Genomic DNA, 26,752 nt, shown 5'->3' with positions numbered 1-26,752 from the left:
CGTTTCGGCTATCCGCCGCAGCCCGACCATGGCGAACACGACCGTCGTTAAGGTGAACCACATGAGCTCTCCCGCCCGCTTCGACCGCGGCCACACCGACGATCTGATGACCTTTTTGACGGCCAGTCCGTCGCCGTACCACGCCGTGGCCAATGCGGCCGAGCGGCTGGAAAAGGCAGGCTTCAGGCAGTTGTCGGAAACGGACGCATGGGACTCGGGCAGCGGAGGCCGGTTCGTCCTGCGCGGCGGAGCGCTCATCGCCTGGTTCGTCCCGGAGGGCGCGACCGCGCACATGCCGTTCCGGATCGTCGGCGCGCACACCGACTCCCCCAACCTGCGCGTCAAGCCGCTGCCTGACACGGGCTCACAGGGCTGGCGGCAGATCGCGGTCGAGATCTACGGCGGCACCCTGCTCAACACCTGGCTGGACCGGGACCTGGGCCTGGCGGGCCGGCTGACCCTGCGCGACGGCAGCGAGCGGCTGGTCAACGTGGACCGTGCGCTGCTGCGCGTCCCGCAACTGGCCGTGCACCTGGACCGGTCGGTCAACAGCGACGGGCTCAAGCTCGACAAGCAGCGCCACATGCAGCCGATCTGGGGTCTGGGCGAGGTGCAGGAGGGAGACCTCATCGCCTTCCTGGAGGAGGAAGAGGGCCTGCCGCAGGGCTCGGTGGCCGGCTGGGACCTGATGGTCCACTCGATCGAGCCGCCCTCGTACCTGGGGCGCGACCGCGAGCTGGTGGCGGGCCCGCGCATGGACAACCTGGTCTCGGTGCACGCGGGCGTCGCGGCGCTGGCCGCCGCATCGACCGCCGACAAGCTGGACCACATCCCGGTGCTGGCCGCCTTCGACCACGAGGAGAACGGCTCGCAGTCGGACACGGGCGCGGACGGGCCGCTGCTGGGGAACGTGCTGGAACGTTCCGTCTTCGCACGCGGGGGCACCTTCGAAGACCGTGCGCGGGCCTTCGCGGGCACCATCTGCCTGTCCTCGGACACCGGCCACGCCGTGCACCCCAACTACGCCGAGCGGCACGACCCCTCGCACCACCCGCGCGCCAACGGCGGCCCGATCCTCAAGGTCAACGTCAACCAGCGGTACGCGACGGACGGCAGCGGCAGGGCGGTGTTCGCGGCGGCGTGCGAGCGGGCCGGGGTGCCGTGGCAGTCGTTCGTCTCCAACAACGCGATGCCGTGCGGGACGACGATCGGCCCGATCACGGCCGCGCGGCACGGGATCCAGACCGTGGACATCGGCATCGCGATCCTGTCGATGCACAGCGCCCGCGAGCTGTGCGGCGCGGATGACCCGTACCTGCTCGCGAACGCCCTGGTGGCGTTCCTGGAGGGCTGAGTCCGTACGGCCGCGCCGCCTCCCGGGTCCGGGAAGCGGCGCGCCCTTCGGCCGGGCGGGTCGATCTCGGCGCCGCCGCGGTGCGATGAACGTATGGTGACACTCCGTCATGTTGTGCTGGGATTCCGCCCTTCCCGGCCGACAAGGAGAGTCCCGTGCTCCGCCTGTTCCGCCTGCTCCGCCCCCACCCCGTGCCACGCGTCGCGGGCGCCCTCGCCATCGCCCTGGCCCTGCTCGTGGCCGCACCCGCCGCGGCCACGCCCAAGCCGCCGGAGTCCGCGGACGCGCAGTTGTCCCTCGCGGATCCGCGGATCATCGCGGACTTCGACTTCGAGGCCGGCGAAACGCCGGAGAACATCGCGCTGGAGCCCGACGGCTCCGCCGATCTGACCCTCGCGCTCGCCCGCCAGGTGGTCCGGGTCGACCGGCACGGCGGAAAGCGGGTGCTGGCGACCCTGCCCGACGTCGAGGACCCGCAGACGCCCCTGCTCGGCGTCGCCGTCGTGAGCGGGATCGTCCGCACCCACGACGGGACGCTCTACGTCGGCTACAACACCGGCACGGCCGAGAGCGGCATCTACCGGATCACCCCCGACCGCAAGGTCTCCAAGCTCGTCGACACGTCACCGAAGGGCTTCGTGAACGGCCTCGCCCTCGACGAGCACCTCGGGCTGATCTACGCCGCCGACTCCGTCCTCGGCACGGTCTGGCGCATCCCCTTGGACGGGGAGCCCGAGGTGACGGCCTGGGCCACCGGCGTCGCGCTGGAGCCGACCTCCTTCATCGGCGCGAACGGCATCAAGGTGCGCGACCACGCGGTCTGGGTGTCGAACTTCGACCGCGGCACGCTGCTGCGGATCCCGGTCGACGAGGACGGGTCCGCGGGGAGGACCATGACGCACGCCACCGGGCTGACGGGGATCGACGACTTCGCGTTCGCCGGACACGGCGAGACGGTCCTCGCCGCGCTGAACACCACCGCGAGCGAGCTCGCCCTGGTCCTGCCCGACGGCAGCCACACCATCGTGCTGACCAAGGAGGACGGGCTGTCCGGGCCCACCTCCGTGGCGGTCCGCCACCACAAGGTCTTCGTCACCAGCGGCGCCTTCCTCGACGGCGTCGACCCGAACCTGCTGGTCGCCGACGCGGTCGAGGGCGACGCGGAGCCCGGCGACCACGGGCGGCAGGGCGACCACGGCAAGCACGAAGGCTGAGCCGGACGAGAGGCAGGAACCGTACGGCCGGGGCCCGCGGCGGGCCCCGGCCGCGGGCCGCTTCTTCGTCGCCCTCGCGGTCGCCGCGGCCCTCTCCGTCGCCGTCGCCGTCTCCATCGCCGTCGCCGTCGCCCCCTAGGCGTCCATTCCCGCGAGGACGAGCGGAAGCCGGGTGGCGCCGCCGGCCGTGACGGTCACCGGCACGCCCCAGTCCTGCTGGTGCACGTGGCAGGCCGGGTACTCGTTCGCCGGATCGTCATCGCACGAGGCCGCCATCGCCGAGACGTGCAGCACGCCCTCGGTGACCTCCGGGTTCAGGGCCAGCTCCCGGAACAGGTCCGTCCCGGTCCCGTCACCGCCCACCAGCAGCTCCGGCGGGGTCGAGGACACCAGCAGCCGCGTCGACGGCCCGTAACGGGTGTCCAGCTTCTGGCCGGCCGGCGCCTGGAACACCACGTCGAGCCGGAGCGTGCCCGGGGCCACCTCGGTCGCGGCCCGCTGGGTGCGGTGCGCGACGGCGTCGACCCGTACCGCCTCCTCCGGCAGCCGCAGCCGGGTCAGCCGGTGGCGGGCGGACTCGACGACCACGATGTCCTCGCCGACCAGCACCGCGTCGCTGGGCTCCCGCAGGTCGGTGGCCAGTGTGGAGACCTGACCGGTCGCCGGGTCGAAGCGGCGCAGGGCGTGGTTGTACGTGTCGCACACCGCGACCGAGCCGTCCGGCAGGGCGGTCACCCCGAGCGGGTGCTGGAGCAGGGCCTGGGCGGCGTCGCCGTCCCGGTGGCCGAAGTCGAACAGGCCGGTTCCGACGGCGGTCCGCACGGCGTACCCGTCGGCCCCCTCGCCCGCGGGCTCCACGTACCGCAGGGCGCTGTTCTCGGAGTCGGCGATCCACAGGCGGTCCCCGGCGGCCGCGAGCCCGGAGGGCTGCGCGAGCCAGGCCTCCGGCGCCGGCCCGTCGTGCAGGCCCTCGCTGGTCGTCCCGGCGGCGACGGCGACGGCCGCGGTCTGCGGATCCCAGGTCCACAGCTGGTGCACGCCCGCCATGGCGATCCACACCTTGCCCTGCCACCAGGCGACGTCCCACGGCGAGGACAGGTCCACGTCCAGGGCCGGGCCGGAGGTCGGGGAGCCCTGCCACCACTGGCGGCCGGTCCCGGCTACGGTCTCGACGGCGCCGGTCGCGGGGTCGAAGCGGCGCAGCGCGTGGTTGACGGTGTCGGCGACGACGACGGAGCCGTCGGGAAGCAGGGCCAGGCCCTGGGGCTCGCTGAAGGAGTCCGGCCCGAAGCCGCGCTCGCCGCTGCCGATGCGCCGTACGACGCTCTCGCCGTCGGGGGCCAGCTCCACGAGCTGGTGCCGCGTCGAGTCCGACACGAGGAGGTTCCCGCTCGGCAGGACGAGCGCCTTGCCGGGGAAGCGGAGGTCGGTGGCCACCGGCTCGGGCGCCACGTACGGCCCGTCCCCGCGGCGCAGCGTGCCCTTGGCCTCGTGCTCGGCTTCGAGCTCCGCCACGAGCCGCGCGATGGCGTGCGCGTGCCCCTCGCCGGCGTGCTGCGCGACGATGTACCCCTCGGGGTCGATGACGACGAGCGTCGGCCAGGCCCGTACGGCGTACTGCTTCCAGGTGGCCAGCTCGGGGTCGTCGAGGACCGGGTGGTGCACCTCGTACCGCTCGACGGCGTCGACGACGGCCGCGTGCTCGGCCTCGTGCACGAACTTCGGCGAGTGGACGCCGATGATCACGACGGTGTCGCGGTGCTCCTCCTCCAGCTCGCGCAACTCGTCCAGGACGTGCAGGCAGTTGATGCAGCAGAAGGTCCAGAAATCCACAACAACGCACTTACCTCGCAGGTCCGCGAGGGTGATTTCCTTCCCGCCGGTGTTCAGCCAGCCCCCCTTGCCGATCAGCTCGGGGGCACGGACACGGGCACGCTTGCGGGGTGCGGGCGCGGGGGTGGGCGCCGGGGCAGCATCGTTCATCCTTCAAGCTTGCCATCTTGGTATGAACGTCGGATCACATGCGTACGGCAGGACCTACGACAGGGGAGCGAAGGTTGGCTACGGACGAGGGCGAGACGACTGCCGGCGAGACGGCGCGGACGGTGCAGGGGTTCATGGCGCTGCCGGGGCCGGTGGAGGGCCGTAGGGAGGTGTTCGCCGGATGCGTGGCGGAGGTCGTCCGGGTCCTCGGGCTCGATGTCGTTCACAAACCGCAGCCCGGCGATCCACGAACTTGGGTGAACCAAGCTCGGACAGCGCTGTACAAGGCCTGCCGCCGGGACCTGATCCTTTCCGAGGAGTCCTTCGAGACGCTGATCAAGGCAGCCGTCTACGACCCCGACCCGAGCTTCAACCGCCATTTCCTCGAACCGGCGCTGAACGCGTTCGGGCGCGGGCGGGTCCAAGCCTCGTTGCTCGGCTACCTGCGGGCGGGCACGGACGTCGAGCGGGCGGGCGCGGCGAATGCCTGGTACTGGTCGGCTCTACCCCTGCGTATGCCCACCGTACGGGCGGAGCACCCCGCAGGCACCGGTCCGACGGAGCCCGACGACGCCCCGACCGTGGTGGCCGAGTGGTACGAATCCGCGCTACGCGAGTTCGTGATCAACGAGCACCTGGATGTCCGGCGCTGCATCCTGCCGGGCCTGCCGCTCCGGAAGTCGGCCTATCCGCCGGAGCTGCACGACCTGGTGGACGCGGCCGTGGCGATAGCTCGGTCCCATCCGGACGAGTACATCCGCCACCGCGTGGAACACCAGGTCGGTGACTGACACCCTCACTGGGCGCGCTCGACCACAGCGACTTCCGAGAACTCGCGCAGGAAGGTCATGTGCCCGGTCCGGCCCGTGTGCTCGATGCACATGTCGGTGCACACGTCCGCGTTCCCGGTCGGCGCGGCAGTCCACTGGCAGTCCGGGTTCAGGCACCGCGCCGTGGCAGTCGTCTCCGCCGAGGGGTGGCGGTGCATGACGTAGCTGACGTACCGGAGCACGGCCCTCACGGTCATGCCGATTCCCCAGGGTGCGGGTGGTTCCGAAGCTCCACGTTGCAATCGCTGACCGTGGAGTGGTCGCCCTGGTGACGGGCTTCCCGACGCTGGACGGCCAGAGCAGCGCAGACTCCGCAGCCGGCCGCCGGTACGGGGTCCGGGTCTGTGCGCAACGGCAGCTCTACCGGGGGTTGCTCATACGCGATCGTCTTCACGGCCCCGCTCCTCGTGTCGTCCGTGTAGCGACCACGCTAGGAACGGTGGAGCTGCAACTCCCAGGAGATTGCATGAGGTTGCACGGTCATCACCCGAGGGTCTGAATGGCGCTGGTGATGAGTGCGCGGGCCTTCGCCCCATGGACGGCCATCTCGGCCAGTTCCGTGAATGTGTCCGCGTACGCGGCAACCTCGCTCGGCTGGGTCAGCGTGAGGTAGCCGGAGACCAGCTCGACGTTGACCTGTGCCGTGTCGAAGATCCAGAAGCCTTCCACCGGCATCCGGGACCGATCGGTCCGCGTGGGCACCACGCCCAGGCTGACGCTGGGCAGGGAGCCGACCGCAAGCAGGTGGCTGAGCTGTTCCTCCTGCACGTCCGGCCCGCCGAGACCGTTACGCAAGACCGACTCCTCAACCAGGAACGCGAACCGGCGGTCACCCTCGTAGAGGACGCGCTGACGCTCCATGCGCACGGCGACGGCATCGGCCACGTCATCGACCTCGACCCGTCTCCGCTGCACGGCACGCAAGACGGCTTCCGTGTAGCCGTAGGTCTGGATCAGGCCCGGAACGAACCACGAGGAGTAGGAGCGGAACCGGCGGGTTCGCTCGAAGAGCGGCAGCCGGGCTTCCTGTGCTTGCCTGAGCCCGGCGCGCTCCATGCGTCGCCAGCCGATCCACATGTCTTCGACGGTCCGCAACGAGGCGATCAGATCGTCCGTCTGCCCTTCGGCCCCGCACGCACGGCACCAAGCCCGGATGTCGTCGGCGGACGGAGGCGTACGGGCGTTCATGATCCGGGATGACTTGGACGGGTGCCATCCGCAGAGCCGGGCGAGATCACGCCCGTTCAGGCCGGAGTCCCGGCATAGCTCAGCGAGTCGGTTCGCCAGCGCCTGCCGGGCCTGCTGGGCATTCGAGGAGGGAGAGACAGCCATGGTGGTGACCGGTCAGCGCGGCTTGTACTCCTCGTGCGGGATAGCGCGTTGCCAGACGGCCTCGAACGCCGTGGTGCACAGGTGGACCCGCGCAGGATCGTCGGTGTACTCCCGCCCGTCTTCGTCCAACTGGCCCTCTCCGGTGAAGTGGTGGAAGAGGGCTTGGCTGCCGTCGAAGACCCAGAAGTCCGTACCTGGCAACGCCAAGTCCGTCGTCTGCCGGCGGGGCAGCCACCGGACCATTTCACCCGCAGCGAAATTGGTGAAGGTGCAGTCGTACTCGTAGCGCACGTAATCACTGATCGGCTCGGACACGACGCGGACCCGGCGGACCACCACCCCGCGCGCCGTGGCAGCGCTCACCGCGTCGTGCCAGCCGCCCCACCACGACGACCGATCCGCCGGATCCAGCCGCTTGCCATGCTGCCAGGCAAGGAACTCCGGGTCATCGAGCATGTAGCTGTCACGCAACTCAAGATGCACGGCCGACTGCTGTGCGCGGGCCAGTGCGTTACGCGCGGGTGGCTGCACTTCCGGCTTCTCCGTTCTCGTCCGGGCGCGGGATGTACTTCAGCATCACCGCGGGGAGCCTGATGATCGTTTCGTGGTCCGGCACGTCCGCGGAGTGCCCGGGGATCGAGCCGATCTCCTGGCAGGCCTTGACCTCTTCCGACGTCGCTTTGTACGACTGGATCAGCAGGTCACCGGTCTCCTCATCAAGCCAGATGGTCGGGGACTCGTCGGTCGGCGTGTTCGGGATGATGCCGAGGAACCTTAGGTTCACGATCACTCCAGGTGTCGAGTCGGTTGCACGAACGTGCACGAGCCTCACTCCTGTGGCTGACCGGCGCAAGAGGGCGTCAGGACAAGCTTGTTGGTTCACGGCGCGGGTACGACGAAGCCCCCGACAGCCACCCAGCACGGGCAGCCACCGGAGGCTCCAGCAACCCTTCGCACAACCTATGACCCCTTAACGGGGGCGTTCCCAGGGTCTCAAAGAGGCCCTTTCCCAGTGGCCGCAAGCGTCAGCAGTTCAAAAACGGAGCCGCACCCAGGGCGCGTTTTCCGAGCTGGGGCCGGGGTCGCAGTGAGGGCTGCGCCTGAACTTTGGACATCCCGGGTGACGAAGTGACGGAATGACGATTAGTTCTGATCCACTCATAGAAACAACAACACCTCTATAAGAGGTAACGGAGGGAGAGCGTCACTTCGTCACTTCGTCACGCGTGTCCGCTGCCGACAGCTGGAGGGGTTACGCCGGTGCTCAGGTGACGCTGTCGGTACCCAGCTTCGCCCAATGGATCTGGATGCGTTGCTCAGGGATGATCCGCTGTCCGCGCACTCCCTTGGTCACTTCAACCCTGTCTATCGCGAGTGACAACCGGCCGCGCCGGTCTTCGTTCGTGGCCTCAGCCCACGCCTCACGCAGGATGAGGCCGTCGAGCATCGGCGACACGTCCACGGACGGCATGGGGAGCTTTCGGAGATCGGTGCCGAGCCCTTCGATGCGCCCCCTCAGGCGCTCTGCGAGCCGGTTGTAGCGCTCCACGGCTGCAGAGCCACTGAACTCACCGCGCACGTATCGCGCGTCCTCCAGATCGGCGAGGCGGGCTTCCTCATCCTGGATCTCAGCAGTAAGCGCATCACGTTTCGCGAAGGTCTCCGGGTCCACGCGGTGGACCCAGCGGTCTGCGATCGCGACAAGCAACGGGTCGTCCGGTTCGAGCGCTGGGAGCTTCGTGAGGAACTGTTCCGTCACGTACTGGTCAACCGCTTCAGCCAGCGCTGACGCTCCGATGCACTGGTTGCCCGCCCGGCGAGCCATGCACTGGTAGCTGCCTCCCACCCGGTGCATCCGGCGACCACAGCCGGGTACCGCGCAGTAGACGAGTCCTGTGAGCAGCGCAGTCCCCTCGGGCTTCGGCCGCCGCTTTCCTGCGTGTACGAATGTCCTGGATTCCAGGGTGCGGATGATCCGTTCACGCTCTCCGACCGTGATGATCCCCTCGCCGATCTCGACGGTGTCCAGAGTCTCGGGATCGCGGTACGGGAAGACCCTGCCCGTGTACTTCCGCTCGCCGTCGTCCGTCTCGAAGGTCTCAGTCTCCGGCATCAGGCCGGCGAAGGCTGGGGAGCGCAGGAGCTGCATGATGCTCGCCGCGTTCCACTGCCCGCCTCTGGGCGAAAGAATCTCGTATTCGTTGAGAAGTCGGGCGATCTTGACCAGCGACGTTCCGGCAAGCGCTTCATCCGCGATGAGACGAGCGTAGACGGCGTGCTCCGGGTCATGGACGAGCTTCTTGGCCTGCTGGTCGATGAGCAGCCCGTACGGAGGCTGTCCGCCGATCCACTGGCCCTTGCTGCGCAGGTAGCGCTTGGCATGGCCGACGCGTGTGCCGAGATTCTTCGACTCGGACCGCGCGAGCTCGGCGAGCATCGCCACGACCATGCGCGCCGAGTCGTTCGAGGTGTCGAGACCGTCCACGACTGAGACGAGACGGCCGCCGGCCTTCTCGATGTCGTCCAGCACCTTGCCGACCTGGCCGATGCCCTTGCGGGACAGGCGGTCCAGTTTCCAGACGATCAGCGTGCCCACGACGCCCGCCGTGACGGCCGCCAGCGCGGCGTCGAAGCCCTTGCGCTCAACGGTCTTGTAGCCGGAGCGCCCTCTGTCTATGTGGACCTTGCGGACGGTCAGTCCGTTGCGTTCGGCCCAGGCACGGCAGTCGGCTTCCTGCCGTTCGATTGCGGTCTTGCCGTCCCGGTCAAGAGACAGGCGGAGGTACAGGTCACAGATTGTGTCTTGGTGCACACAGTCAGTGTGACGAAGAGTTCGGTGGTCTGTTGTCTATTTTCAAAAATCGAGGATCAATGTGCGACCTCGAAAGTCGGCGAGCTTCAGGTCCTTCCCGCCAGTGTTGATCCAACCGCCCTTGCCGATCAGCTCGGGGGCACGGACACGGGCACGGCGGGGCGCGGGCGCAGGGGTGGGCGCCGGGGCAGCATCGTTCATCCTTCAAGCTTGCCATCCGCCCGTGAACCTCCGGTCACGGCCGTGTGGCCGTCTGGCCGTCTGGCCCTGCGGCCGTGTGCGCCGGGCGGTCCCGCGGGGCGGCTAGTCGAAGAGGGCGCTCAGGCGGGGGAGGCGGGTGGCGGTTTCCCTCGTGTCGTCGAAGTCGAAGTCCCAGGACGGGTCCAGCTCGGGGTAGCGGATCGTGAAGGAGTCCGCCGGGAGCTCGCGGCCCGTGGCCGACTCGTAGGCCGTCCAGGCGATCGACAGGGCCTCCTCGTCCCACAGCTCCAGGCCCTCGGCCGCCGCCTCGCGGACCGCGGGGTGGTCCGCGAGGGAGTCGGGGTCGGCCAGGGCCCGGGCGAAGGCCTCCTCGCCCTGGGTCAGGAGCCAGCCGCGGAAGTAGTCGAAGCCGTCGTCCGAGCAGCCGCCGTTGATCACGTACGCCGCGGCCCACAGGGGGCTGCGGTAGGACTCCGCCAGCAGGTCCCACAGCACCTGCTGGGCGGCGGCTATCTCGTCCTCGGGGCAGCGCGCCAGCAACTCCGAGGCGCGCTGCGCCACCTGGTCCGGCTCGGCGTCCGTGCGGGCGGCGTCGATCAGCTTCCAGAACGTCTGCTTGTCCATGGGGGAATCGTGGCACCCCCCTCTGACATCGGACGCGTCGTCAGACCGTGAGGAAGGAGTGGAGGGATCGCGTCAGAGCGGTGACGAAGGCCTCCTGCGTCGCCGGCGGGACCAGGTCCAGTGAGAGGTACGGGTTCAGGTCCTCCAGCTCGACCAGGAGGAGTTCGCCGGACGGTGCGCGGCAGGCGTCCACCCGCTGGATGCCGTGCGAGAGCGTGTTCCACGCGATGAAGGAGCGGGCGAAGTCGAGGTCGGCCTCCGTGGCCCCGTACGGTTCCAGCTGCCAGCGGCGGGCCGGGTCCGGGGCGTACAGGGCGTACTGGAAGGCGTCGTCGACGAAGTAGAAGGAGACCTCGTACGCGAAGTCGATGCGCGGCTGGATCAGGTTCACCCCCGCCGGTCCGCCGGGGTGCGCGGTGAAGGTCAGGCCTATGGAATCGGCGCCCTGCTTGGGTTTCACCGCGTACGAGGGCACCGACGGCAGCAGCGCGAGGTCCGCGGGGTCGTCGATCGTGGGGATCACCGGGTGGCCGGCGGCCGTGAGGTCGAGGAGGTACTGCTTGCCGGCCATGTCGCCGCGGCCCGTGAGCGGGTTGTAGACGCGGGTGCCGGCGGCGAGCGCGGCCGCGCGGAAGGCGTCGTACGCCTCCTGGTAGTGCAGGACCGGCCCGCTGTTGCGGACGATCACCGCGTCGAAGTCCGCCATGACGGCCGCCGCGTCCAGCGGATGGCACAGGGCGAGCGGGAAGTGCTCGCGCAGGCGGGAGGTGAGGAAGATGTCCTCGTCGCAGTAGCGGCGGCCGCGCGCCGGGTACGCCAGGTCGGTCACATAGAGCAGGGGCATGACGGCAACCTATCGCGGGCATCGATCCGGGCATGAAATACCTGGTTCGGGACAAAATGCTGGCCGTCGGGGACGACTACTGGATCGAGGACGAGGACGGCAGGCACGCCTTCCTCGTCGACGGCAAGGCACTGCGCATCCGGGACACGCTGGAGCTGAAGGACCCGGACGGGCACATCCTGATCACGCTGCGGGAGAAGCTGTTCAGCCTGCGCGACGCGATGACCCTGGAACGCGACGAGCGGCGGCTCGCCGTGATCCGCCGCAAGCGGCTCTCCCTGCTGCGGGGCCACTACCTCGTCACGCTGGTCGAGGGCACCGAACTGGACGTGAGCGGGCGGCTCCTGGACCGGGAGTTCAAGATCGAGTACGAAGGGGAGCTGCTCGCGCTGATCTCCCGCCAGTGGTACCGGATCCGCGAGACGTACGCCGTCGACGTGATCCGGGAGGACGCGGACGCGGCGCTGCTGATCGCGGTCGCCGTGTGCGTCATCCGGCTGGCGGAGAAGGAGCGGGAGGGCGGGACCGGTCCCGATGGTGGTTCCGGGCCGTGAGCTGGCCCTGGACGTAGGCGTCGGTGTCCGGTGCGTACGGGCCTCCGTGGTCGAGCAGGAGGTCGGCGATGCGCTGCCATTCGGCGGCCTCGGCGCGGACGGCGGCGTCCGCGGACTCCAGGCCGCCGGCGCCGGCGTCTGCACCGGCGTCTGCACCGGCGTCCGAGAGCACGGCTTCCAGGGCGGCCTGCGCCTCGTGGTGGGTCATTCCGGTGGCCCGGTCCCGCACGCGCCGGCGGGCCTCGATCTCCGCCGCGTCGGGCTCGTGCGGCTCCAGGGCGGCCTCCAGCACGTCCTCCGCCTCGTTCGTCACGGCGCACCCGCCTCCTCGTCGCTTCGTCGTCACCTCGTCGCGGAAGCGGCGTCCGGCGCCGCCCGCTCCTCCCCTCTGCCCGCGAACCCCGGCGTCAACCGGGGCCTTCCGGGGACCCGCGGCCCGCGGGCCCCGGGGCGACGATCAGTGCAGCCGGCGGTCCTTCAGGGCCGGGAACTGCTCGCGGGTCTCGGCCACCTTCGCCGGGTCCAGTTCGACGGTGAGGACGTCCTCGCCGGGGCCCGCCTCGGCCAGGACCTCGCCCCACGGGTCCACGACCAGGCTGTGCCCGGCCTGCTCGACGCCCGCGTGCGTACCGGCCAGCCCGCAGGCGAGCACGTACGACTGGTCCTCGACGGCCCGTGCCCGGTTCAGCAGGGTCCAGTGGGCCCGGCGGCGGGCCGGCCAGCCCGCGGCCACGACCATCGTGGTGGCCCCGGCGTCCACCAGGCCGCGGAACAGCTCGGGGAAGCGCAGGTCGTAACAGGTGGCGATGCCGAGGACCTGCTCCGGCAGGGTCACGGTGGTCAGGGACTCCCCGGCCGACATCAGGACGGCCTCGCCCTGGTCGAAGCCGAAGCGGTGGATCTTGCGGTACGTGGCGGCCAGCTCGCCGGCCGGGGAGAGGACGAGGGCGGTGTTGTAGAGGGAGCCGTCGCCCGCGCGCTCCACGACCGAGCCGGCGTGCAGCCAGACCCCGGCGTCGCTCGCCGCCTTCGACATCGCCTCGTAGGTCGGGCCGTCCAGCGGCTCGGCCTCGGTTTCGAACTGCTCGTAGGCGAAGGCGCCCACCGTCCACAGTTCGGGCAGCACGACCAGGTCCGAGCCGGACTGCTCCCGTACGATATCGGCCACTCGGGCTCGGCGTGAGGCGACCGACTCCCCGTCGGACACCGCGATTTGGATCAGCGAGGCGCGCACAGTACCACCGTCCTGGCATTCAAGCCGTCAACTCCGGCCTACGATCGTCACACGAAAGCACTGCCGGGGTGCTCACCGGCAGCGTAGTTTTGGGAGCAGTCCACACGCTTCCAGAAAACGCGCCACTGAACAGCACGCGAGGGGTCCCGTTGACCGTCCAGCCGCATCCCAGCCTCCAGCCCTATGCCGACGCGTGGACCCACTCCATCGAGGCGATATCCGAGCTGGTCCTCCCCTTGGCGGAGGGCGAGTGGAACCGGGCGACCCCGTGCCCCGGCTGGTCCGTCCGTGATGTGGTGTCACACATCATCGGCATCGAGTGCGAGCAGCTGGGAGATCCGCGGCCGATCCACACCGTGGCGCGGGATCTGCGGCACGTGGTCGACGAGTTCAGCCGGTACATGGAGGTCCAGGTTGACGTCCGGCGCCACCACACCGCGCCGGAGATGACCTCGGAGCTCGAATACACCGTCATCCGGCGGTCGCGGCAGCTGCGCAACGAGAAGCGGGATCCGGACACGATGGTGCGGGGGCCGCTGGGCGACCAGGTGACCCTGGAGCACGCGCTGCGGCTGCGGGCGTTCGACGTGTGGATCCACGAGCAGGACCTGCGGGCGGCGCTGGGCGCGCCGGGGAACTGGGACTCGCCGGGGGCCTACGTGGCGCGGGACATCCTGCTGGCCGGGCTGCCGAAGGTGGTCGCGAAGCTGGCCGGGGCGCCGGCGAACTCGGCGGTCGTGATCGACGTGCACGGGCCGGTGGAGTTCATGCGGACGGTACGCGTGGACGCGGAGGGGCGCGGGACGGTGGACGGGACCCCCTCGCTGGGCCCGGCCGTGACGCTGACGATGGACTGGGAGACGTACGTACGCCTCGCGGCGGGCCGGGTGCGCGCGGGCGCGGGCTCCGTCGCGGACCGGGTGAAGGTCGAGGGTGACGCCGAGCTGGCGGACGCGATCCTGGCCCACTTCGCGGTGACCCCGTGACCTCCTGACCTCGTGACCCCGTGACCCCGTGACCTCCTGACCCCGTGACCCCGCAGCCACCGGGCGGCGCGGGCCGCGCACCGCGATCCCTCCCACCCGGCCGTCACCCGGGCCGAGAACCAGTCCTGCCGCCACCACGTCCTTGTCATGGACTGGACAGCGCAGAGCGGGAGAGGGAGGTTCCGGGGTGTGGTCAAGGATGTCGGCCGCCGCGGTACCGGCGTCGGAGCGGCTCGACTGGTTCACCGACGTGATCGCGCAGGAGCTCGTGCCCACGGCGATCCGCAGCGAACGCGTCCGGGACTTCTGGGCCGAGGCGTCCGTCCTGGACCTCGGCGGCGCGCAGGTGTCCTCGTTCGAGTTCAGCTCGCTGCACTCCCTGCGCACCGCCGCCCACGTGCGGCGCAGCGATCCCGAGCAGTACCAGCTGGGGCTCGTGACCACCGGAGCCATGTCGCTCGCCCAGAACCGGAACGAATCGGGTCTGTTCACCGGGGACATGGTGCTCTGGGACACCTCGCTGCCCATGGAGTCGGACGCCGTCCCGGATGCGGATGCGGATGCGGACGGCGACGGGGGCCGGGTCCGGGCGATCGTCCTGTCCTTCCCCCGCGCCGCGATGCCGCTGCGCGGCGCCCGGGTCGAACGGCTGCTGGCCCACCGGATCCCGGGCGGCCACGGCATGGGGGCGATCCTCGCCCAGTACATGCGGTCGCTGGCGGCGCACGCGGCCGACTGCGGGCCGGCGGAGCTGAACCGGCTGGGAACGGTCGCCCGCGACCTGGTCGGCGCCTGCCTGGCCGGGCAGCTCGGCGCGCAGGAGGAGCTCTCGCCCGAAGCCCGCACCCGCGCCCTGCTGGAGCGGATCGAGGTCTTCGTCCACCACAACCTCGGCGATCCGGAGCTGACGCCGTCCGCCGTCGCCGCCCGGCACGGCATCTCGCTGCGCCACCTCCAGCAGCTGTTCCGCGACCGGGGCGAAACGGTGGCGGCCGGGATCCGGCGGCGCAGGCTGGAGGGGTGCCGCTCCGATCTCGCGGACCCGGGGCTCCTGACCAGCCCCGTCCACGCCGTGGCGAGGCGGTGGGGGTTCACCAACGCCTCCGTGTTCAGCCGGACGTTCCGGGAGGCGTACGGGACGAGCCCCACCGAGTTCCGGCACCGGGCGGTCCGGGACGCCCTTGCGCGCAAGATCAACGAGCCCTGCGCGCAGTGCACATCCGGGGGTCTCGCCCGGCCCTAGGGTCGGCTGTGCCGTACCGGCAGGGGGAGGTTCGGCGGGACTGGACGGGGGTCTGTCCCGCCGGACCCCTGCCGGGGAGCGGATCCGCACGGAGCGCCGGCGTGCGCTCTACGCGGGCGCCGGCCTCGGGGAGTCCGCCGGGGCCGCCGGTGCGGCGGCCTCCTCAGGTGCCGCGGACGGTGCGGGGGCCGCGGCGGCCGCGGCGGCGGACGGGGCCCGGGTCGCGGCCAGGCGGGTGCGCTCGCGGGCCAGGGCCCGGGGCCGCAGGCGCAGGATCTGGGTCAGGCCCAGGAGTTCCACCGCGAAGACCGACGAGAAGGCGATCCGGTAGTCGTCGCCGGTGGCGTCCAGGAGGAGGCCGATCGCCAGGAGGGTCGTCATCGACGCCAGGAAGCCGCCCATGTTGGTGATGCCCGACGCCGTGCCCTGGCGGTCCGGCGGGTTCGCGGGACGGGCGAAGTCGAAGCCGATCATCGAGGCGGGACCGCAGGTGCCCAGGACGACGCACAAGGCGACGAGGAGCCACATCGGGGCCTGCGGGCCCGGGTAGGCCAGGGTCGAGGCCCACAGCAGCGCCGTGAGCGCCACCGTGCCCAGCGCCAGCGGGATCCGCGCCGACTGGCGGCGGCCGATCAGCTGGCCGTAGAGGAGGCCGAAGCCCATGTTCGAGGCCACCACCAGGGTCAGCAGCCCCGCCGCGGTGGTCCGCGCCAGCCCCTGGTCCTCGACCAGGAACGGCATGCCCCACAGCAGCAGGAACACCATCGCCGGGAACTGCGTCGTGAAGTGCACCCACAGGCCCAGGCGGGTGCCGGGCTCCTGCCAGGAGTCGCGTATCTGGCGGCGTACGAAGCCCCCGTCCCCCGCACGCACCGCCGGTTCGTGGCCTTCCGGGTGGTCCTCCAGGAAGAGGACCAGCGGGACCAGCACCACCACGCCCGCCACCGCGCTGCCCGCGAACGCCTGCACCCAGCCGACCCCGTGCAGGACGGGCGCCAGCACCAGCGTGGAGACCAGGTTGCCGGCCATGCCGACCAGCCCCGCCAGCTGGGCCATCAGCGGACCGCGCCGGGCCGGGAACCACCGGGTGCCCAGCCGCAGCACGGAGATGAAGGTCATCGCGTCGCCGCAGCCCAGCAGGGCGCGGGCCGCGAGGGCCATCCCGTACGAGGGCGAGAGCGCGAAGCCGACCTGGCCGGCGGTGAAGAGGACCGCGCCCAGCGTCAGCACCTTCTTGGTGCCGAGCCGGTCCACCATCAGCCCCACCGGCACCTGCATGCCCGCGTAGACCAGGAGTTGGAGGATGGAGAAGGTCGAGAGCGCGGAGGCGTTGACGTGGAAGCGGTCCGCCGCCTCCAGTCCGGCCACGCCCAGGCTCGTACGGAAGATCACCGCGACGAAGTAGACCGCGACCCCGATGGACCAGACGGCCACCGCCTTCCGGCCGCCCGGTGGATCGCGGAAGACGCCGTTCCCGCTCACCGGCCCGACCCCCGCACCAGGGCCTCGACCCGGCCCACGTGACCCCGTACGGCGGCCGCCGCCGTCTCCGCGTCCCCGGCCCGCAGGGCGTCCAGGATCTCCGCGTGCTCGGCGATCGAGCGCTCCGCCCTCTCGGGGTGCGCGTGCAGCAGGGCCACGCCCATCCGCAGCTGCCGATCGCGGAGCTGGTCGTAGAGGCGGCACAGGATCGCGTTGCCGGCGCTGCGCACGATCTCGGCGTGGAAGCCCCGGTCGGAGGCCATCATCGCCGCGAGGTCGCCCCCGGCGGCGTGCCGGCGCTGTTCCTCCAGCAGTTCCGCGAGCCGCTCCAGCAGCCCGGGCGGGGCCGGTACGGCCCTGCGCACCGTGAACTCCTCGACCAGCAGCCGGGTTTCTATGACATCGGCGATCTCCTGCGCGGAGACCGGCAGCACCAGCGCGCCCTTCTTCGGGTACAGCTTCAGCAGCCCCTCGGTCTCCAGCCGCAGCAGCGCCTCGCGGACCGGCGTACGGGACACCCCGACGGCGTCGGCGAGTTCGCCCTCGGTGAGGAGGGTGCCGCCCTCGTAGCGGCGGTCCACCAGCACGGCCTGCTTGACGTGTCGGTACACGCGCTCGGCGGCGGGGACGGCGGCGGTCGGCGGAGCGGCGGAGGCGGTCCCGGAGGAGGGCGCGGAAGAGGTCGCGGACGGGGGCGCGGAGGGGGCGGCTGGCGGCATGCGCACAGGATAGATACATGAAGGGTGCACGGGTCCCCCCGTCCGGGATGTGGACAGCCGCCCGCCGCCGCTGCATCGAAGGATGTACCGGGGCTTCGTCCGGCCGCAGGAGGCAACGGGCCACCGGCGCCGGGACGCTGGGGTCATGGCCCACACCGTCCACACCGCCGTCGTCGCCCCGGGGACGACCTCGACCCGGCTGCCCCTCCTCGACGTCCTGCGCGGCGCCGCCATCCTCGGCACGCTCATGACCAACGTCTGGATCTTCGCCTCGCCCGGCTCCGAACGGGCCGTACTGAACGGCGGTCTGGACGCACCCGACCCGCTCGCCGACCCCTCCGCCGCGAACATCGCCGAGAGCGTCTTCCGCTTCCTCGCCGACGGGAAGTTCCTCTCCCTGCTGACGATCCTGTTCGGGGTGGGCCTGGCCGTCCAGTACGACTCCGCCGCCCGCCGCGGCGAGCCCTGGCCCGGGCGCTACCCGCGGCGGGCCGCGTTCCTCTTCCTCGAAGGGACCGTCCACTTCGTCCTGGTCTTCGCCTGGGACGTGCTGATGGGGTACGCCGTCACCGCCCTGCTGGTGGCCCGGCTGCTGACCCGCTCCGAGAAGGTCCGCCGGGCCGCGATGTGGACGGCGGGCGGGCTGCACCTGGCCCTGATCGGCCTCGTGACGCTCGGAGACCTGGCCAAGGCGGATTCCGGACCGGGGACCCCGGATCCGGCCGCGGTCCGGCTGTACGCCCACGGCGGCTACCTCGACCAGATCTCCTTCCGGCTCGACCACGCCCTCGCACTGCGCATCGAGCCCGTCTTCACCTTCGGGCTGCTGGTCTTCCTCTTCCTCCTCGGCGTCCGGCTGCACCGCGCGGGGGCCTTCGGGGCGAGCGCCGCGGGGCGCCGGATCCGGGTCCGGATGGCCGCGTGGGGGCTCGGCCTCGGGCTGCCGCTCGGCGCCGCCGCCGCGCTGGGCGGCCCCGACTTCTTCGTCCTGGGCCGGTACGGGATCGCCCCGCTGATCGCCGTCGGGTACATCGGGCTCATCGGCTGCGCCCTGGACCGCTTCCGGATCCCGGGGGCCGGCGCCCTCGGCTCCGTCGGGCGCACCGCCCTGTCCTGCTACGTCGGCCAGAACCTGCTCTGCATGCTGCTCTGCTACGGGATCGGGCTCGGGCTCGCCGACCGACTGGCCGGAAGCGGGCCCTGGTGGGTGATGGGCCTGTGGGCGGGGGTCGGCCTGGTCCTGGTCGCCGCGTCGAGGCTGTGGCTGCGCCGCTTCGCACGGGGCCCGCTGGAAGCCGTGCAGCACCGGGCGCTCAGCCCCCGTCCCGCCCGGGGGCCGCGGCCGTGACCTCCACCTCCAGGACGAACTCGTCGTACGGGGCCTCCTGCGGGTACGGCGGCCGGATCTGCGCGAAGCGGATCGTGGCGCGCCCGCCCGGGCAGCGGCCCCGGACGAGGTACGTCCGCTCCAGCGCGGCGCCGGGCAGCACCTGCGCGGGCGGCTGCGGGGGTCCGCTCACGTCGCCGGCATCGCGGACATCGCCGGCATCGCGGACATCGCCGGCATCGCTGACGTCGCTCACCGAGACGGCGTCCGCGTCCCCGGTGACCTGCCAGGTCCACACGTACCCGCGCGCCCCGCGCCCGGTGAGCCGCAGCTCGTACGACTCACCCGCGCCCAGGGCGATGCTGCGTACCTCCACCCGCGAACACCTCCCGGCTCAGGCGGGGCCGATCACCGGCCCCTCGTGCCAGCCTGCCGAGTCCCGCCAGTAGTGCTGCAGCTGCCGGTCGGTGCGCAGGACGATGACTTCCAGGTTGAACCCGAAACTCCCCTGGAGCATCCCGGTGACGGCGAGCGCGTCGTGGCCGAAGACGGCGCCGCGGCTCCAGGCGGAGCCGGCGGCGTTGCCGCGCCACCAGTGCTCGACGCGGCCGCCCCCGCCGACCGCGCAGAGCTCGTAGTTCCCGGCGGTGTCCTCGTCGGCCGCCCCGTACTGGGCCTCGATCAGACAGGGCGCGGAGGTGATCGCGCTGCCGAAGACCTCCCCGGGGCGCCAGGCGAAGCCGTTCGGGTCGTCCCGCCACCACAGCTGCATCCGCCCGTCCGTACGGGTGGCGACGAGGTCGAGGTGGCGGCTGCGGGTCTGGACGAGGGCGGGGCCGTAGTGGGCGATGCCGGAGCCGAAGCGGCCGCCGTCGTTCCAGGTCCAGGGGGCGCCGTTGATCCGCCACCAGTGGTTCAGGCGGCCGTCGGCGGTGCGGACGACCGCCTCGAAGTTGCCCGGCTTGCCGTAGTCGCTCTGGATGAACCCCGGCGTCGAACCGATCGCCGCGTCGCCCGGCCCGAACGCGCCGCCGTCGCGCCAGACGCCGGCGGACTGCTCGTAGTACCAGTGGCGCAGCCGACCGCCGGTGGTCACGTGCAGGGACTCCATGTTCCGGTTGTACGTGGTGCCGGTGAAGGCGGGCTGGCCGGAGGCGTCGTTCGCGTACGACCGGGCGCGGGCCCACGCGAAGGGGGCGTCGCCCTCGCGCCACCAGTGCTGGAGACGGCCCCCGCCGGCGGCCGCGCACAGCTCGAAGTTGCGGTGGGCGCGGCCGTTGCCGCTCTCGTAGACGTTGCCGGCGTGCAGGCGGCGCTTGCTCCACGGGTCGATGTTCGTGCCGCGCAGACCGCACTTGGCCCAGTGGTCGATGTTGACCTCGCCGTAGGCGATCCGGCCGTGGCCGCCGACGTGGTATCCGGTTCCCCAGGAGTTCTTGAACAGCCAGCAGCCCGCGGCGTCGTCGTAACCGGTGATCAGGACGCAGTGGCCGCCCGCGAGGTGGTCGGCGGTGCGGTGGTAGACGCCGGAGCCGAGGCCGAAGAAGTCGTCGTACACGTCGAAGCAGGCGGTGAGCGGGCCGACGGTGTCGAGCCAGACCTTCTGCTGCTCGACGTCGCCCAGGCGTACGTAGTCGGTGATCCGGACGGTCCGGCCGGACCGGTCCCAGCTGGGCGTGTACTCGGCGCGCCAGGCGTCGCGGCGATCGGCCGGGACGGTGGGCGGGGGCGGGGAGTAGGGCCAGCAGTCGGGATCGGCGAGTCCGCCGTTGTCCTTGACCCAGTCGAGGGCGGTCTCGGGGTTGGAACCCTGGCCGCAGGTGAACTTCAGACCGTCGTGGACGTCCCCCTCGGAGCGCTCCGCCCAGACGTTGTGCTCGATGCGGGCCATGGACTCGACGAGGGCCGCGGCCCCGAAGGCCCAGCAGGAACCGCACGGGTTCTGGTCCTTGACCTTGGTGATCCAGGGCCAGCCCCAGCGAACGCGCCAGTCGACGGCGGCGGGGCGGGCGACGGGCCCCGCGGACGGCGCGGCGGGCAGCAGGCCGTGGGCGGCGCGGCGGCGGGTGAGGTGCGGATTGGCGCTCTCGTGGCCGATGAGCGCCCGCAGGTCGATGGCGCCGATCTGCGCCGCGGGCGTGAGGTTCGCGCCCGGTTCCAGGCCGAGGGAGGGCCGGGGTACGGGCTCCTCGTCGGCGAGGTGCTCGATGACGGACCACCGCGCTCGCCGCGCCGCGAGCCGCGCGCGCAGCTCCCCCGCCGTCTGGACAGACTGCTCCGGCATGACCGGCCCCCCAGCGTCAACCGTTGTGTGCAGACCCGGGAGCGTCCATCGGGCGGCGGGGCGCGTCAAGGGAGTCCGCACGGTCGCGCGGTCGCACAGGGGGTCGTACGGGACAGCCGTCCGCCCCCGGCGTCGGAGGGACGCCGGGGGCGGGGGCGGGGCCGAGTGGCCGAACGGGGCCTATTCCGCCGGGGCGGGGGCGGCAGCCGGCATTCCGGGCATGCCGAGGCCGGTGAAGAGGGCGACCATGGTGGCGCCGAGGTCGTTCACGACGTCTTTGGCCTCTGCCTTGGCGTCGGCCTTGGCGTCGGTGGTGCCGGCGGCCTTGACGACTTCGTCGACGGAGGCCTTGAGGTGGTCGACGGCGGCGATGACGAGGTCCACGCGGGCGCGGTCGACGGCCCGGGGCTTGGCCGCGGCGACCGGGGCGACGGCCGGCAGCGTGACGGGCTGCGCGATGGCGGCCGGCGGCTTGACCGCGGGGGCGGCCGGCTTGGCAGCCTCGACCGGAGGCTTCGCAGCCTCCACGGGCGGCTTCGCAGCCTCCACCGGAGGCTTCGCAGCCTCCACGGGCGGCTTCGCAGCCTCCACCGGCGGCTTCGCGGCCTCCACGGGCGGCTTGGCGGCTTCCACCGGAGGCTTCGCGGCCTCCACGGGCGGCTTCGCAGCCTCCACCGGCGGCTTCGCAGCTTCCACGGGCGGCTTGGCGGCTTCCACCGGCGGCTTCGCAGCCTCCACGGGCGGCTTCGCAGCCTCCACGGGCGGCTTGGCAGCCTCCACCGGCGGCTTCGCAGCCTCCACCGGCGGCTTCGCAGCCTCCGCCGGAGGCTTCGCCACCGCTCCCGGAGGCTCGTCCGCCGGCTGCTTCGGCAGGACCACCGGGGTCACCGGCACGGTCGCCGGCGGCTTGACCGCCGCCTCCGGTACGGCCGGAGCAGCCGGGGCCGCCGCCGGAGCCGCCGCCGCGAAGGTCTTCTTCATGGAGGCCAGTGCCGCGTCGATCTTCTGCTTGTGCGCGGCCAGGTCAGCCTCCGGCAGCTTCCCGTCCGGGGACTTCAGCACCTCCCCGAGGAAGTTCGTGACGGGGGTGATCATGCTGCCGGCGGCCCCCAGGGAAGCCACCTGCGCGGTCAGCGCCTCGGCACCGGGGACGGCCTTCTTGGAGACCGGCGCCGGCGCCTTCGCCGGGGCGTCGGCCGCACCGGCCAGACCGGGGGTCACGGAGATCAGCGTCACGCACAGGGCGGCGGGGAGGGTGTAGCGGGTGATGCGGTGCAAGATTTCTCTCCTGTTCAGAGTCGCGGGGCAGGGGGTGTGCCCCTGTCCACTCACCGCCACCCGGTCACATTCGGCAACCGCAAACCGGCCCGCGCACCCCCGAAACCACCGCCTCCACGCCCGCCACCTGCATGGATGCCTTCCCCGTTCAGCTCCACCGCCGGTGCTGCACCCTCGTGAATCCCTCACCCTGAGTGACGGCCCTACGCGATGATCACAGCGTGCGCGCGAAGGCCGCCCAAACGGTGTCGGTGACCTCGATCGCGGGCCCGTCGCCCCGCTTGCTGTCCCGGACCGCGACGGTCCCGGCCACGTTCGTGGCCACCTCGACGCATTCCGAGTCGGTCGTGACGCTGCTGTAGGTGGACTTCACGAATTCAAACCGGCTCATGAGCCCGTATACCCCTTGCCGATGGCCTCGATCAGGTTCAGGGAGTCATGCGGCGAGAGGCTCATCCGTGACACACGGTCAAACGCGCGGGCATACGCCTCGTTGCCGTCCGCACCCTCGACCCACACAGTAGTCGCGATTCCTTCTGAATAGCCGACGTCCAGGGCTCCGGGTTCATCGAACGACACGATGCTGAACCCACTCGCGACCGCGTGGTGCGACCCGACCCGGAACGGCAGTACCTGTACGTGGACATGGGGCCGCTTGGCCATGTCCAGCAAGTGGTTCAGCTGCCCGCACATCACCTCGGGACCGCCGATCCGCTGGCGCAAGGCGGCCTCCCAGACAATCGCGTGGAATTCAAGCGGCTTGTCGTCCCAGAGCCTCGCCTGCCGTTTGATCCGCGACGTCACCAAGACTTCGATCTCATCGGGGTGTTGCCACGATTCCGAACTGACGCCCAAGGCACGGATGTAGTCGGCCGTCTGAAGCAGTCCCGGGATCAGCGCCGGTTGCCAGGTACGGATGCGGGTGGCGATGTCCTCCATCGCCACGTATTCGGCCAGGCTGCCCATGGAGGGCACCTGCCGCCACCAACCCTTCGCCTTGCGGCGCTCACGGTCCAGTCGGGCAAGGTCCAACAGCCCGCCCACGACCTGTTCGTCCGTCACGCCGTAGAACTCGCAGAGCACGCGGATGTCCGGGTCTCGCATCGGCACCCAGCCGCTCTCCATCTTCACGATCTTCGTCGCCGTGGCGGTGATCTCCCGGGCCGCCTGCAACTGGGTCTTGCCCGCCGCCGTGCGCAGCCTGTTCAGCTCGCCACCCAGCCTGCGCCCCAGCACCGTCGACACCCGGTTGCCCTGGCCTTCTCGCATCCCCTGGTTCACCGGCTCAGTTTTGCGCCCCTCCGTGGTCGAAGTCGACACCGTAATCCCTTCGGGGAACATCTTCCCCGAAGCACTTGCCCCGGTACTTCAACGCTCCTACCGTCGGTGACGAACTGCTCACTGCTCAGCCACAGTTGGCGGAAGTGCACCGTGCTGCCCGCACGGCGGAGCCACCGCCCCATCGGAGGTGCACGTACAGATGAACGAGCCGACGCGAAGCGACGTACGGAACTACCCGCCCCGACAGGACTCGGTGCCGGCGGCGCGGCGGCGGGCCGCGTGGCTCGCGGTGGCGTGGGGGCTGCCCCAGCTGGCTTCGGACGCGGCCCTGCTGACCAGCGAGCTCACCACCAACGCACTGCTCCACGGCTCGCTGCGGGACCGGTACCTGCGGGTCGAGGTGCAGCTCACGGAAGCAGTGCTCCGCATCGCGGTCACCGATCCGAAAGGCGAGCGGCACCCCGAACCGCGAGCGGCGGCCGACGACGAGCAGTACGGCCGGGGACTGCACATCGTGGGCGCCGTCGCCGAGCGGTGGGGGGCCGCCGAGAGGACCGTCGGCAAGACGGTATGGGCCGAGCTCGGGCTCGGAGGGCCCCGTTAGGGTTTCCCGCATGGGGACCTGGATCGCGCCGAGCGCCATCGAACGAGAGCTGTACGAGGCCAAGCTCGGCAACGACTGGCCCGCCTACTTCGACACCCTGGCCGGCGCCTGGCTGTTCATACCCGTGGCCCGCGGCTACGTCGACGCGCACCCCACCTCGGTACCCCTCGAACCCGCGTACTTCCCGCAGGCCCGCGCCCGCTGCTACGTCGCCTACACGGCCGGCATGCTGCCCGCCCCCACCGCCGACGTGGTCTTCAAGCGCCAGAGCCTCGCCTGGTTCGCCGCCAATCTGGAGCCCGGCGATCCGCCGTTCCTGGCCGTCAACCCCGGCAGCCCCTGCGAGGCCTTCCTGCCCTCCTCCCCCGCCGACCGCGCCGTGTGGAACGCCCACTGGGACCGGGCGCCCCGCTACGGCCTGGAGCAGAACAAGGTCCACGCCCTGCACGTCGGGGGCCCGCTGCGCGGCCCCGCCGCCTTCGGGCTCGCCTGCGGCGCGCACCTCTCGGTACGCAACGGGCTCTTCTGGAACGCCCTCGGCTACCACGGCGAGGGCTACACGAAGGAGCGCGAGAAGCTCAAGGAGTACTGGGGGATCACCACCCGCGAGGAGTGGCTCGTCAGCATCGAGCAGCTGCTGACGGCGGACATGGTCAGCGCGGTGTGGGAGTTCACGCTCCGGATCCGCACGGCCCTCGCCAAGGAGTTCGCCGGGCCGGTGGACATCGAGCACTGGCGGCACGCCACGGAGGCGACCCTGCGGGCCAACGCCGAACGGGCGGCCGAGCCCCGGATCACCCCCGAGGGCGTCACCGTCGCCCGGCCCCGCTCCACGGCCGAGATCGAAGGCGAGGTCGCCGGCGTACAGCGGGTCATCGGCCGCATCGCGCGCTACGAGCAGCGCTTCCGGGCCGACGGGATCCTGGGCGAGGGCCGGTACGTCCGGTCCGTCGAGGCCTGGGACTACGGGCGGGCCTCCCAGATGGCCCGCTGGGGACTCGGCGCCCGCCTGTGCACGCTCCAGGAGGCCGAGGACGCCGTGGTGAGGGCCGGGAGGGTCTGCCGGCTCGCCTACCGCTCCTGGGAGGACCTCTCCGCCGGTTTCATCCTCGGACGCTGCCTCCAGTTCGACGAGGAGGAGTACGGCCACTGGTACACCGAGATGGCCGCCACCCACCAGGCGCTGATGAGCGACCCGGGCAGTCCCTGGCTCAACATCCCCTGGGACTAGCGGAAATCGGGGCAGATGACGCCGTTCGCCGACTTTTCCCAGTCGCGGAGAAATCTTGGACGGGTCCGGAATACCCCAACTAGCCTCGCCCTCATGACCATTGTTCTGAACGACACGGTACGCAAGCTGCTCGACTCCCCGCACCCGGCGGTGCTGACCACGCTCAACCCCGACGGCGGCCCGCAGAGTTCGGTGGTCTGGGTGGCCCGGGACGGCGACGAACTGCTGATCTCCACCGAGCAGGGGCGCCGCAAGGAGCGCAACATCGCCCGTGACGCGCGGGTCGGTCTGACCGTTTTCGACACCGCCAACCCCTTCTCCTACGTCGAGGTCCGCGGCACGGCCACCCTCGCCGAGGACACGGGCCGCGAGGTCGCCGTCCTCATCGCGGAGCAGTACATGGGACCGGGCGGCGGCAAGGAGTACGCCGAGGCCCCGGCCGAGAACGTGCGCCTCGTCGTGCGCATCACCCCGACCAAGGTGCTCGGCAACGCGGCCAAGGCCGGCTAGCGGAACTCCCTCCCGGCACTACGGCAGCTGCGGGCGGACCTCCGACCAGGCGTCGACCGCCGCCGCGAGCGGGTCGCCGTCCGCGAGGTGGGGCCGTACGAGGGCCGTCCACGGCAGCAGGAGCTTGATGCGCCGCAGGTGCTGGATGCGCGGTCGCGGCAGGTCGCGCCAGGTGCGGGCCTCCGCGGCCGCCTCCGCCGGGGTCAGGTCGACCAGCGCCAGCGCGTCCCGGCACAGCTCCGCCGGGTCGCCGCCGCGGCCCGGGCCGAACTGCCCGATCAGGTAGCCGCGTACGGCGGCCATCTCGACCGCGCGGTCCAGCGGGTGCGAGCCCTCCCACTCCGCCCTGCGGTGCGTCGCGGCCAGCGCCACCGCGCCCCAGCGCAGCCGGATCTCCTCGGGCAGCCAGTCCCCTTGCATCCGGCCCACGGCCAGCGTCCGCAGGGTCAGCGGATGCGGCTCGTCCAGCAGCGGCGGGTCGGTGGCCAGCCAGGCCTCGATGTCCTCCAGCGCGTGCCCGCCGGGCGGGACGGCGGTCAGCACCTGGCCCCGGGTGAGGAGCGCGACCAGGGCTCCCGTGAGGTGCACCTTGGCCACGTGGCCCGCGTCGAAGAAGGCCACGGTGCGCCCGTACCGCTCGATCCGGCGCAGCCCGAGCCGCAGCTCCCCGACGGCGTAGACCTGCCCGGCGCGCGCGACCCCGCCGAGGCACCGCACCACGCACACCCCGCCCGTGACGTCGGCCTCCTCGACGGAATACACCTGCAACTCGGCGATGGCCACTCCCGCCCCCCTTCCCCGGCGGGGAGGCTACCGCCTACCGGT

Annotated in this window: 29 protein-coding genes; 10 read left to right on the top strand and 19 right to left on the bottom strand. The window is 71.5% G+C overall.

Annotated elements, in window-relative coordinates; all coding sequences use genetic code 11:
* Window positions 1-61: 61 nt before the first annotated feature.
* The gene (locus AB0M92_RS08215) at window positions 62-1,354 is read left to right on the top strand and encodes a M18 family aminopeptidase (RefSeq protein WP_366101268.1); all 1,293 of its coding nucleotides are present in this window, start codon (window positions 62-64) and stop codon (window positions 1,352-1,354) included.
* A gap of 155 nt (window positions 1,355-1,509) precedes the next feature.
* Entirely contained in the window at window positions 1,510-2,568 is a 1,059-nt protein-coding gene (locus AB0M92_RS08210) for a hypothetical protein (protein ID WP_366101267.1), read from the top strand.
* Window positions 2,569-2,703: 135 nt separating this feature from the next.
* Here the strand turns inward: AB0M92_RS08210 and AB0M92_RS08205 are convergent, their stop codons facing one another.
* Window positions 2,704-4,551 carry an NHL domain-containing thioredoxin family protein gene (locus AB0M92_RS08205; protein ID WP_366101266.1) on the bottom strand — a complete coding sequence of 616 codons (1,848 nt, stop codon included), beginning with the start codon at window positions 4,549-4,551 and terminating at the stop codon, window positions 2,704-2,706.
* 74 nt (window positions 4,552-4,625) lie between these two features.
* On the opposite strand from AB0M92_RS08205, the gene AB0M92_RS08200 reads away from it, so the two are divergent.
* On the top strand, window positions 4,626-5,342 hold the full coding sequence (locus AB0M92_RS08200; protein ID WP_366101265.1) for a hypothetical protein: 717 nt from the start codon (window positions 4,626-4,628) through the stop codon (window positions 5,340-5,342).
* A gap of 5 nt (window positions 5,343-5,347) precedes the next feature.
* Here the strand turns inward: AB0M92_RS08200 and AB0M92_RS08195 are convergent, their stop codons facing one another.
* The 8 genes from AB0M92_RS08195 to AB0M92_RS08160 all read right to left on the bottom strand — a co-directional run bounded on the left by AB0M92_RS08195 (window position 5,348) and on the right by AB0M92_RS08160 (window position 11,194).
* Complete coding sequence (locus tag AB0M92_RS08195) at window positions 5,348-5,578, bottom strand: hypothetical protein (protein WP_366101264.1); 231 nt, start codon at window positions 5,576-5,578, stop codon at window positions 5,348-5,350.
* Window positions 5,575-5,766, bottom strand: a complete 192-nt coding sequence (locus tag AB0M92_RS08190) for a hypothetical protein (RefSeq protein WP_366101415.1) — start codon at window positions 5,764-5,766, stop codon at window positions 5,575-5,577. Before AB0M92_RS08190 ends, AB0M92_RS08195 begins: the two co-directional genes overlap by 4 nt.
* 98 nt (window positions 5,767-5,864) lie before the next feature.
* On the bottom strand, window positions 5,865-6,713 hold the full coding sequence (locus AB0M92_RS08185) for a helix-turn-helix transcriptional regulator (RefSeq protein ID WP_366101263.1): 849 nt from the start codon (window positions 6,711-6,713) through the stop codon (window positions 5,865-5,867).
* A gap of 12 nt (window positions 6,714-6,725) precedes the next feature.
* Window positions 6,726-7,244, bottom strand: coding sequence for a DUF6879 family protein (locus tag AB0M92_RS08180; protein WP_366101262.1), 519 nt, complete (start codon window positions 7,242-7,244; stop codon window positions 6,726-6,728).
* A complete protein-coding gene (locus tag AB0M92_RS08175) occupies window positions 7,225-7,497 on the bottom strand; it encodes a hypothetical protein (RefSeq protein ID WP_366101413.1) in 273 nt (90 codons plus the stop codon). The genes AB0M92_RS08180 and AB0M92_RS08175 overlap by 20 nt, the downstream gene beginning before the upstream one ends.
* A gap of 480 nt (window positions 7,498-7,977) precedes the next feature.
* The gene (locus AB0M92_RS08170; protein WP_366101261.1) at window positions 7,978-9,525 is read right to left on the bottom strand and encodes a recombinase family protein; all 1,548 of its coding nucleotides are present in this window, start codon (window positions 9,523-9,525) and stop codon (window positions 7,978-7,980) included.
* Between the two features lie 303 nt (window positions 9,526-9,828).
* Window positions 9,829-10,350 (bottom strand): DUF4240 domain-containing protein, encoded by a 522-nt coding sequence (locus AB0M92_RS08165; protein ID WP_366101260.1) that lies wholly within the window; start codon window positions 10,348-10,350, stop codon window positions 9,829-9,831.
* Between the two features lie 40 nt (window positions 10,351-10,390).
* Window positions 10,391-11,194, bottom strand: a complete 804-nt coding sequence (locus AB0M92_RS08160) for a hypothetical protein (RefSeq protein WP_366101259.1) — start codon at window positions 11,192-11,194, stop codon at window positions 10,391-10,393.
* Window positions 11,195-11,226: 32 nt separating this feature from the next.
* Here AB0M92_RS08160 and AB0M92_RS08155 point away from each other — a divergent pair, with 32 nt between their 5' ends.
* Window positions 11,227-11,748, top strand: a complete 522-nt coding sequence (locus tag AB0M92_RS08155) for an LURP-one-related family protein (RefSeq protein WP_366101258.1) — start codon at window positions 11,227-11,229, stop codon at window positions 11,746-11,748.
* Here the strand turns inward: AB0M92_RS08155 and AB0M92_RS08150 are convergent.
* Window positions 11,684-12,061 (bottom strand): hypothetical protein, encoded by a 378-nt coding sequence (locus tag AB0M92_RS08150; RefSeq protein WP_366101257.1) that lies wholly within the window; start codon window positions 12,059-12,061, stop codon window positions 11,684-11,686. The two genes, AB0M92_RS08155 and AB0M92_RS08150, sit on opposite strands and share 65 nt — an antisense overlap.
* A gap of 144 nt (window positions 12,062-12,205) precedes the next feature.
* Window positions 12,206-12,982 carry a carbon-nitrogen family hydrolase gene (locus AB0M92_RS08145; protein WP_366101256.1) on the bottom strand — a complete coding sequence of 259 codons (777 nt, stop codon included), beginning with the start codon at window positions 12,980-12,982 and terminating at the stop codon, window positions 12,206-12,208.
* Between the two features lie 149 nt (window positions 12,983-13,131).
* Here AB0M92_RS08145 and AB0M92_RS08140 point away from each other — a divergent pair, with 149 nt between their 5' ends.
* Entirely contained in the window at window positions 13,132-13,968 is an 837-nt protein-coding gene (locus AB0M92_RS08140; protein WP_366101255.1) for a maleylpyruvate isomerase family mycothiol-dependent enzyme, read from the top strand.
* A 199-nt stretch (window positions 13,969-14,167) separates the two neighbouring features.
* A complete protein-coding gene (locus AB0M92_RS08135; protein ID WP_366101254.1) occupies window positions 14,168-15,211 on the top strand; it encodes a helix-turn-helix domain-containing protein in 1,044 nt (347 codons plus the stop codon).
* A gap of 108 nt (window positions 15,212-15,319) precedes the next feature.
* Here AB0M92_RS08135 and AB0M92_RS08130 read toward each other — a convergent pair whose 3' ends face one another.
* Both AB0M92_RS08130 and AB0M92_RS08125 read right to left on the bottom strand, forming a co-directional pair.
* Complete coding sequence (locus AB0M92_RS08130; protein WP_366101253.1) at window positions 15,320-16,693, bottom strand: MFS transporter; 1,374 nt, start codon at window positions 16,691-16,693, stop codon at window positions 15,320-15,322.
* Window positions 16,690-17,412, bottom strand: a complete 723-nt coding sequence (locus tag AB0M92_RS08125) for a GntR family transcriptional regulator (RefSeq protein ID WP_366101252.1) — start codon at window positions 17,410-17,412, stop codon at window positions 16,690-16,692. Before AB0M92_RS08125 ends, AB0M92_RS08130 begins: the two co-directional genes overlap by 4 nt.
* Before the next feature lie 145 nt (window positions 17,413-17,557).
* Between AB0M92_RS08125 and AB0M92_RS08120 the strand changes: the two genes are divergently transcribed.
* Window positions 17,558-18,760, top strand: a complete 1,203-nt coding sequence (locus tag AB0M92_RS08120) for a DUF418 domain-containing protein (protein WP_366101251.1) — start codon at window positions 17,558-17,560, stop codon at window positions 18,758-18,760.
* On the opposite strand, the gene AB0M92_RS08115 is transcribed toward AB0M92_RS08120, so the two are convergent.
* The 5 genes from AB0M92_RS08115 to AB0M92_RS08095 form a co-directional block, all read right to left on the bottom strand.
* Window positions 18,726-19,115 (bottom strand): protease inhibitor I42 family protein, encoded by a 390-nt coding sequence (locus tag AB0M92_RS08115; RefSeq protein ID WP_366101250.1) that lies wholly within the window; start codon window positions 19,113-19,115, stop codon window positions 18,726-18,728. The genes AB0M92_RS08120 and AB0M92_RS08115 overlap by 35 nt on opposite strands.
* Window positions 19,116-19,133: 18 nt before the next feature.
* Window positions 19,134-21,023, bottom strand: a complete 1,890-nt coding sequence (locus tag AB0M92_RS08110; RefSeq protein ID WP_366101249.1) for a C1 family peptidase — start codon at window positions 21,021-21,023, stop codon at window positions 19,134-19,136.
* Window positions 21,024-21,203: 180 nt separating this feature from the next.
* Window positions 21,204-22,301 (bottom strand): hypothetical protein, encoded by a 1,098-nt coding sequence (locus AB0M92_RS08105; protein ID WP_366101248.1) that lies wholly within the window; start codon window positions 22,299-22,301, stop codon window positions 21,204-21,206.
* A 214-nt stretch (window positions 22,302-22,515) separates the two neighbouring features.
* Window positions 22,516-22,692: a DUF397 domain-containing protein gene (locus AB0M92_RS08100; protein WP_366101247.1), complete on the bottom strand. Its 177-nt coding sequence runs from the start codon at window positions 22,690-22,692 to the stop codon at window positions 22,516-22,518.
* Window positions 22,689-23,570, bottom strand: coding sequence for a helix-turn-helix transcriptional regulator (locus AB0M92_RS08095; RefSeq protein WP_366101412.1), 882 nt, complete (start codon window positions 23,568-23,570; stop codon window positions 22,689-22,691). Before AB0M92_RS08095 ends, AB0M92_RS08100 begins: the two co-directional genes overlap by 4 nt.
* A 211-nt stretch (window positions 23,571-23,781) precedes the next feature.
* On the opposite strand from AB0M92_RS08095, the gene AB0M92_RS08090 reads away from it, so the two are divergent.
* From AB0M92_RS08090 to AB0M92_RS08080, 3 genes are all read left to right on the top strand, one after another.
* Window positions 23,782-24,186, top strand: coding sequence for an ATP-binding protein (locus AB0M92_RS08090; RefSeq protein ID WP_366101246.1), 405 nt, complete (start codon window positions 23,782-23,784; stop codon window positions 24,184-24,186).
* 10 nt (window positions 24,187-24,196) lie between these two features.
* Window positions 24,197-25,417, top strand: coding sequence for a DUF1266 domain-containing protein (locus AB0M92_RS08085; RefSeq protein ID WP_366101245.1), 1,221 nt, complete (start codon window positions 24,197-24,199; stop codon window positions 25,415-25,417).
* A 93-nt stretch (window positions 25,418-25,510) separates the two neighbouring features.
* On the top strand, window positions 25,511-25,927 hold the full coding sequence (locus tag AB0M92_RS08080; RefSeq protein ID WP_366101244.1) for a PPOX class F420-dependent oxidoreductase: 417 nt from the start codon (window positions 25,511-25,513) through the stop codon (window positions 25,925-25,927).
* An 18-nt stretch (window positions 25,928-25,945) separates the two neighbouring features.
* Here AB0M92_RS08080 and AB0M92_RS08075 read toward each other — a convergent pair whose 3' ends face one another.
* Complete coding sequence (locus AB0M92_RS08075; protein WP_366101243.1) at window positions 25,946-26,710, bottom strand: hypothetical protein; 765 nt, start codon at window positions 26,708-26,710, stop codon at window positions 25,946-25,948.
* Window positions 26,711-26,752 lie beyond the last annotated feature (42 nt).

The sequence above is a fragment of the Streptomyces sp. NPDC051582 genome (assembly GCF_040681715.1).
GTDB lineage: Bacteria > Actinomycetota > Actinomycetes > Streptomycetales > Streptomycetaceae > Streptomyces.
Note: the sequence above shows the minus strand (reverse complement) of the source record. Positions and strands in the feature narration are given on the sequence as shown.

Bases quoted from the DNA above. Each gene is read 5' to 3' on its own strand.
- AB0M92_RS08215 (WP_366101268.1), top strand. From the start codon at position 62: ATGAGCTCTCCCGCCCGCTTCGACCGCGGCCACACCGACGATCTGATG.
- AB0M92_RS08205 (WP_366101266.1), bottom strand. From the start codon at position 4,551: ATGAACGATGCTGCCCCGGCGCCCACCCCCGCGCCCGCACCCCGCAAG.
- AB0M92_RS08195 (WP_366101264.1), bottom strand. From the start codon at position 5,578: ATGACCGTGAGGGCCGTGCTCCGGTACGTCAGCTACGTCATGCACCGC.
- AB0M92_RS08185 (WP_366101263.1), bottom strand. From the start codon at position 6,713: ATGGCTGTCTCTCCCTCCTCGAATGCCCAGCAGGCCCGGCAGGCGCTG.
- AB0M92_RS08165 (WP_366101260.1), bottom strand. From the start codon at position 10,350: ATGGACAAGCAGACGTTCTGGAAGCTGATCGACGCCGCCCGCACGGAC.
- AB0M92_RS08160 (WP_366101259.1), bottom strand. From the start codon at position 11,194: ATGCCCCTGCTCTATGTGACCGACCTGGCGTACCCGGCGCGCGGCCGC.
- AB0M92_RS08155 (WP_366101258.1), top strand. From the start codon at position 11,227: ATGAAATACCTGGTTCGGGACAAAATGCTGGCCGTCGGGGACGACTAC.
- AB0M92_RS08135 (WP_366101254.1), top strand. From the start codon at position 14,168: ATGTCGGCCGCCGCGGTACCGGCGTCGGAGCGGCTCGACTGGTTCACC.
- AB0M92_RS08125 (WP_366101252.1), bottom strand. From the start codon at position 17,412: ATGCCGCCAGCCGCCCCCTCCGCGCCCCCGTCCGCGACCTCTTCCGCG.
- AB0M92_RS08120 (WP_366101251.1), top strand. From the start codon at position 17,558: ATGGCCCACACCGTCCACACCGCCGTCGTCGCCCCGGGGACGACCTCG.
- AB0M92_RS08110 (WP_366101249.1), bottom strand. From the start codon at position 21,023: ATGCCGGAGCAGTCTGTCCAGACGGCGGGGGAGCTGCGCGCGCGGCTC.
- AB0M92_RS08100 (WP_366101247.1), bottom strand. From the start codon at position 22,692: ATGAGCCGGTTTGAATTCGTGAAGTCCACCTACAGCAGCGTCACGACC.
- AB0M92_RS08095 (WP_366101412.1), bottom strand. From the start codon at position 23,570: ATGCGAGAAGGCCAGGGCAACCGGGTGTCGACGGTGCTGGGGCGCAGG.
- AB0M92_RS08090 (WP_366101246.1), top strand. From the start codon at position 23,782: ATGAACGAGCCGACGCGAAGCGACGTACGGAACTACCCGCCCCGACAG.
- AB0M92_RS08085 (WP_366101245.1), top strand. From the start codon at position 24,197: ATGGGGACCTGGATCGCGCCGAGCGCCATCGAACGAGAGCTGTACGAG.
- AB0M92_RS08080 (WP_366101244.1), top strand. From the start codon at position 25,511: ATGACCATTGTTCTGAACGACACGGTACGCAAGCTGCTCGACTCCCCG.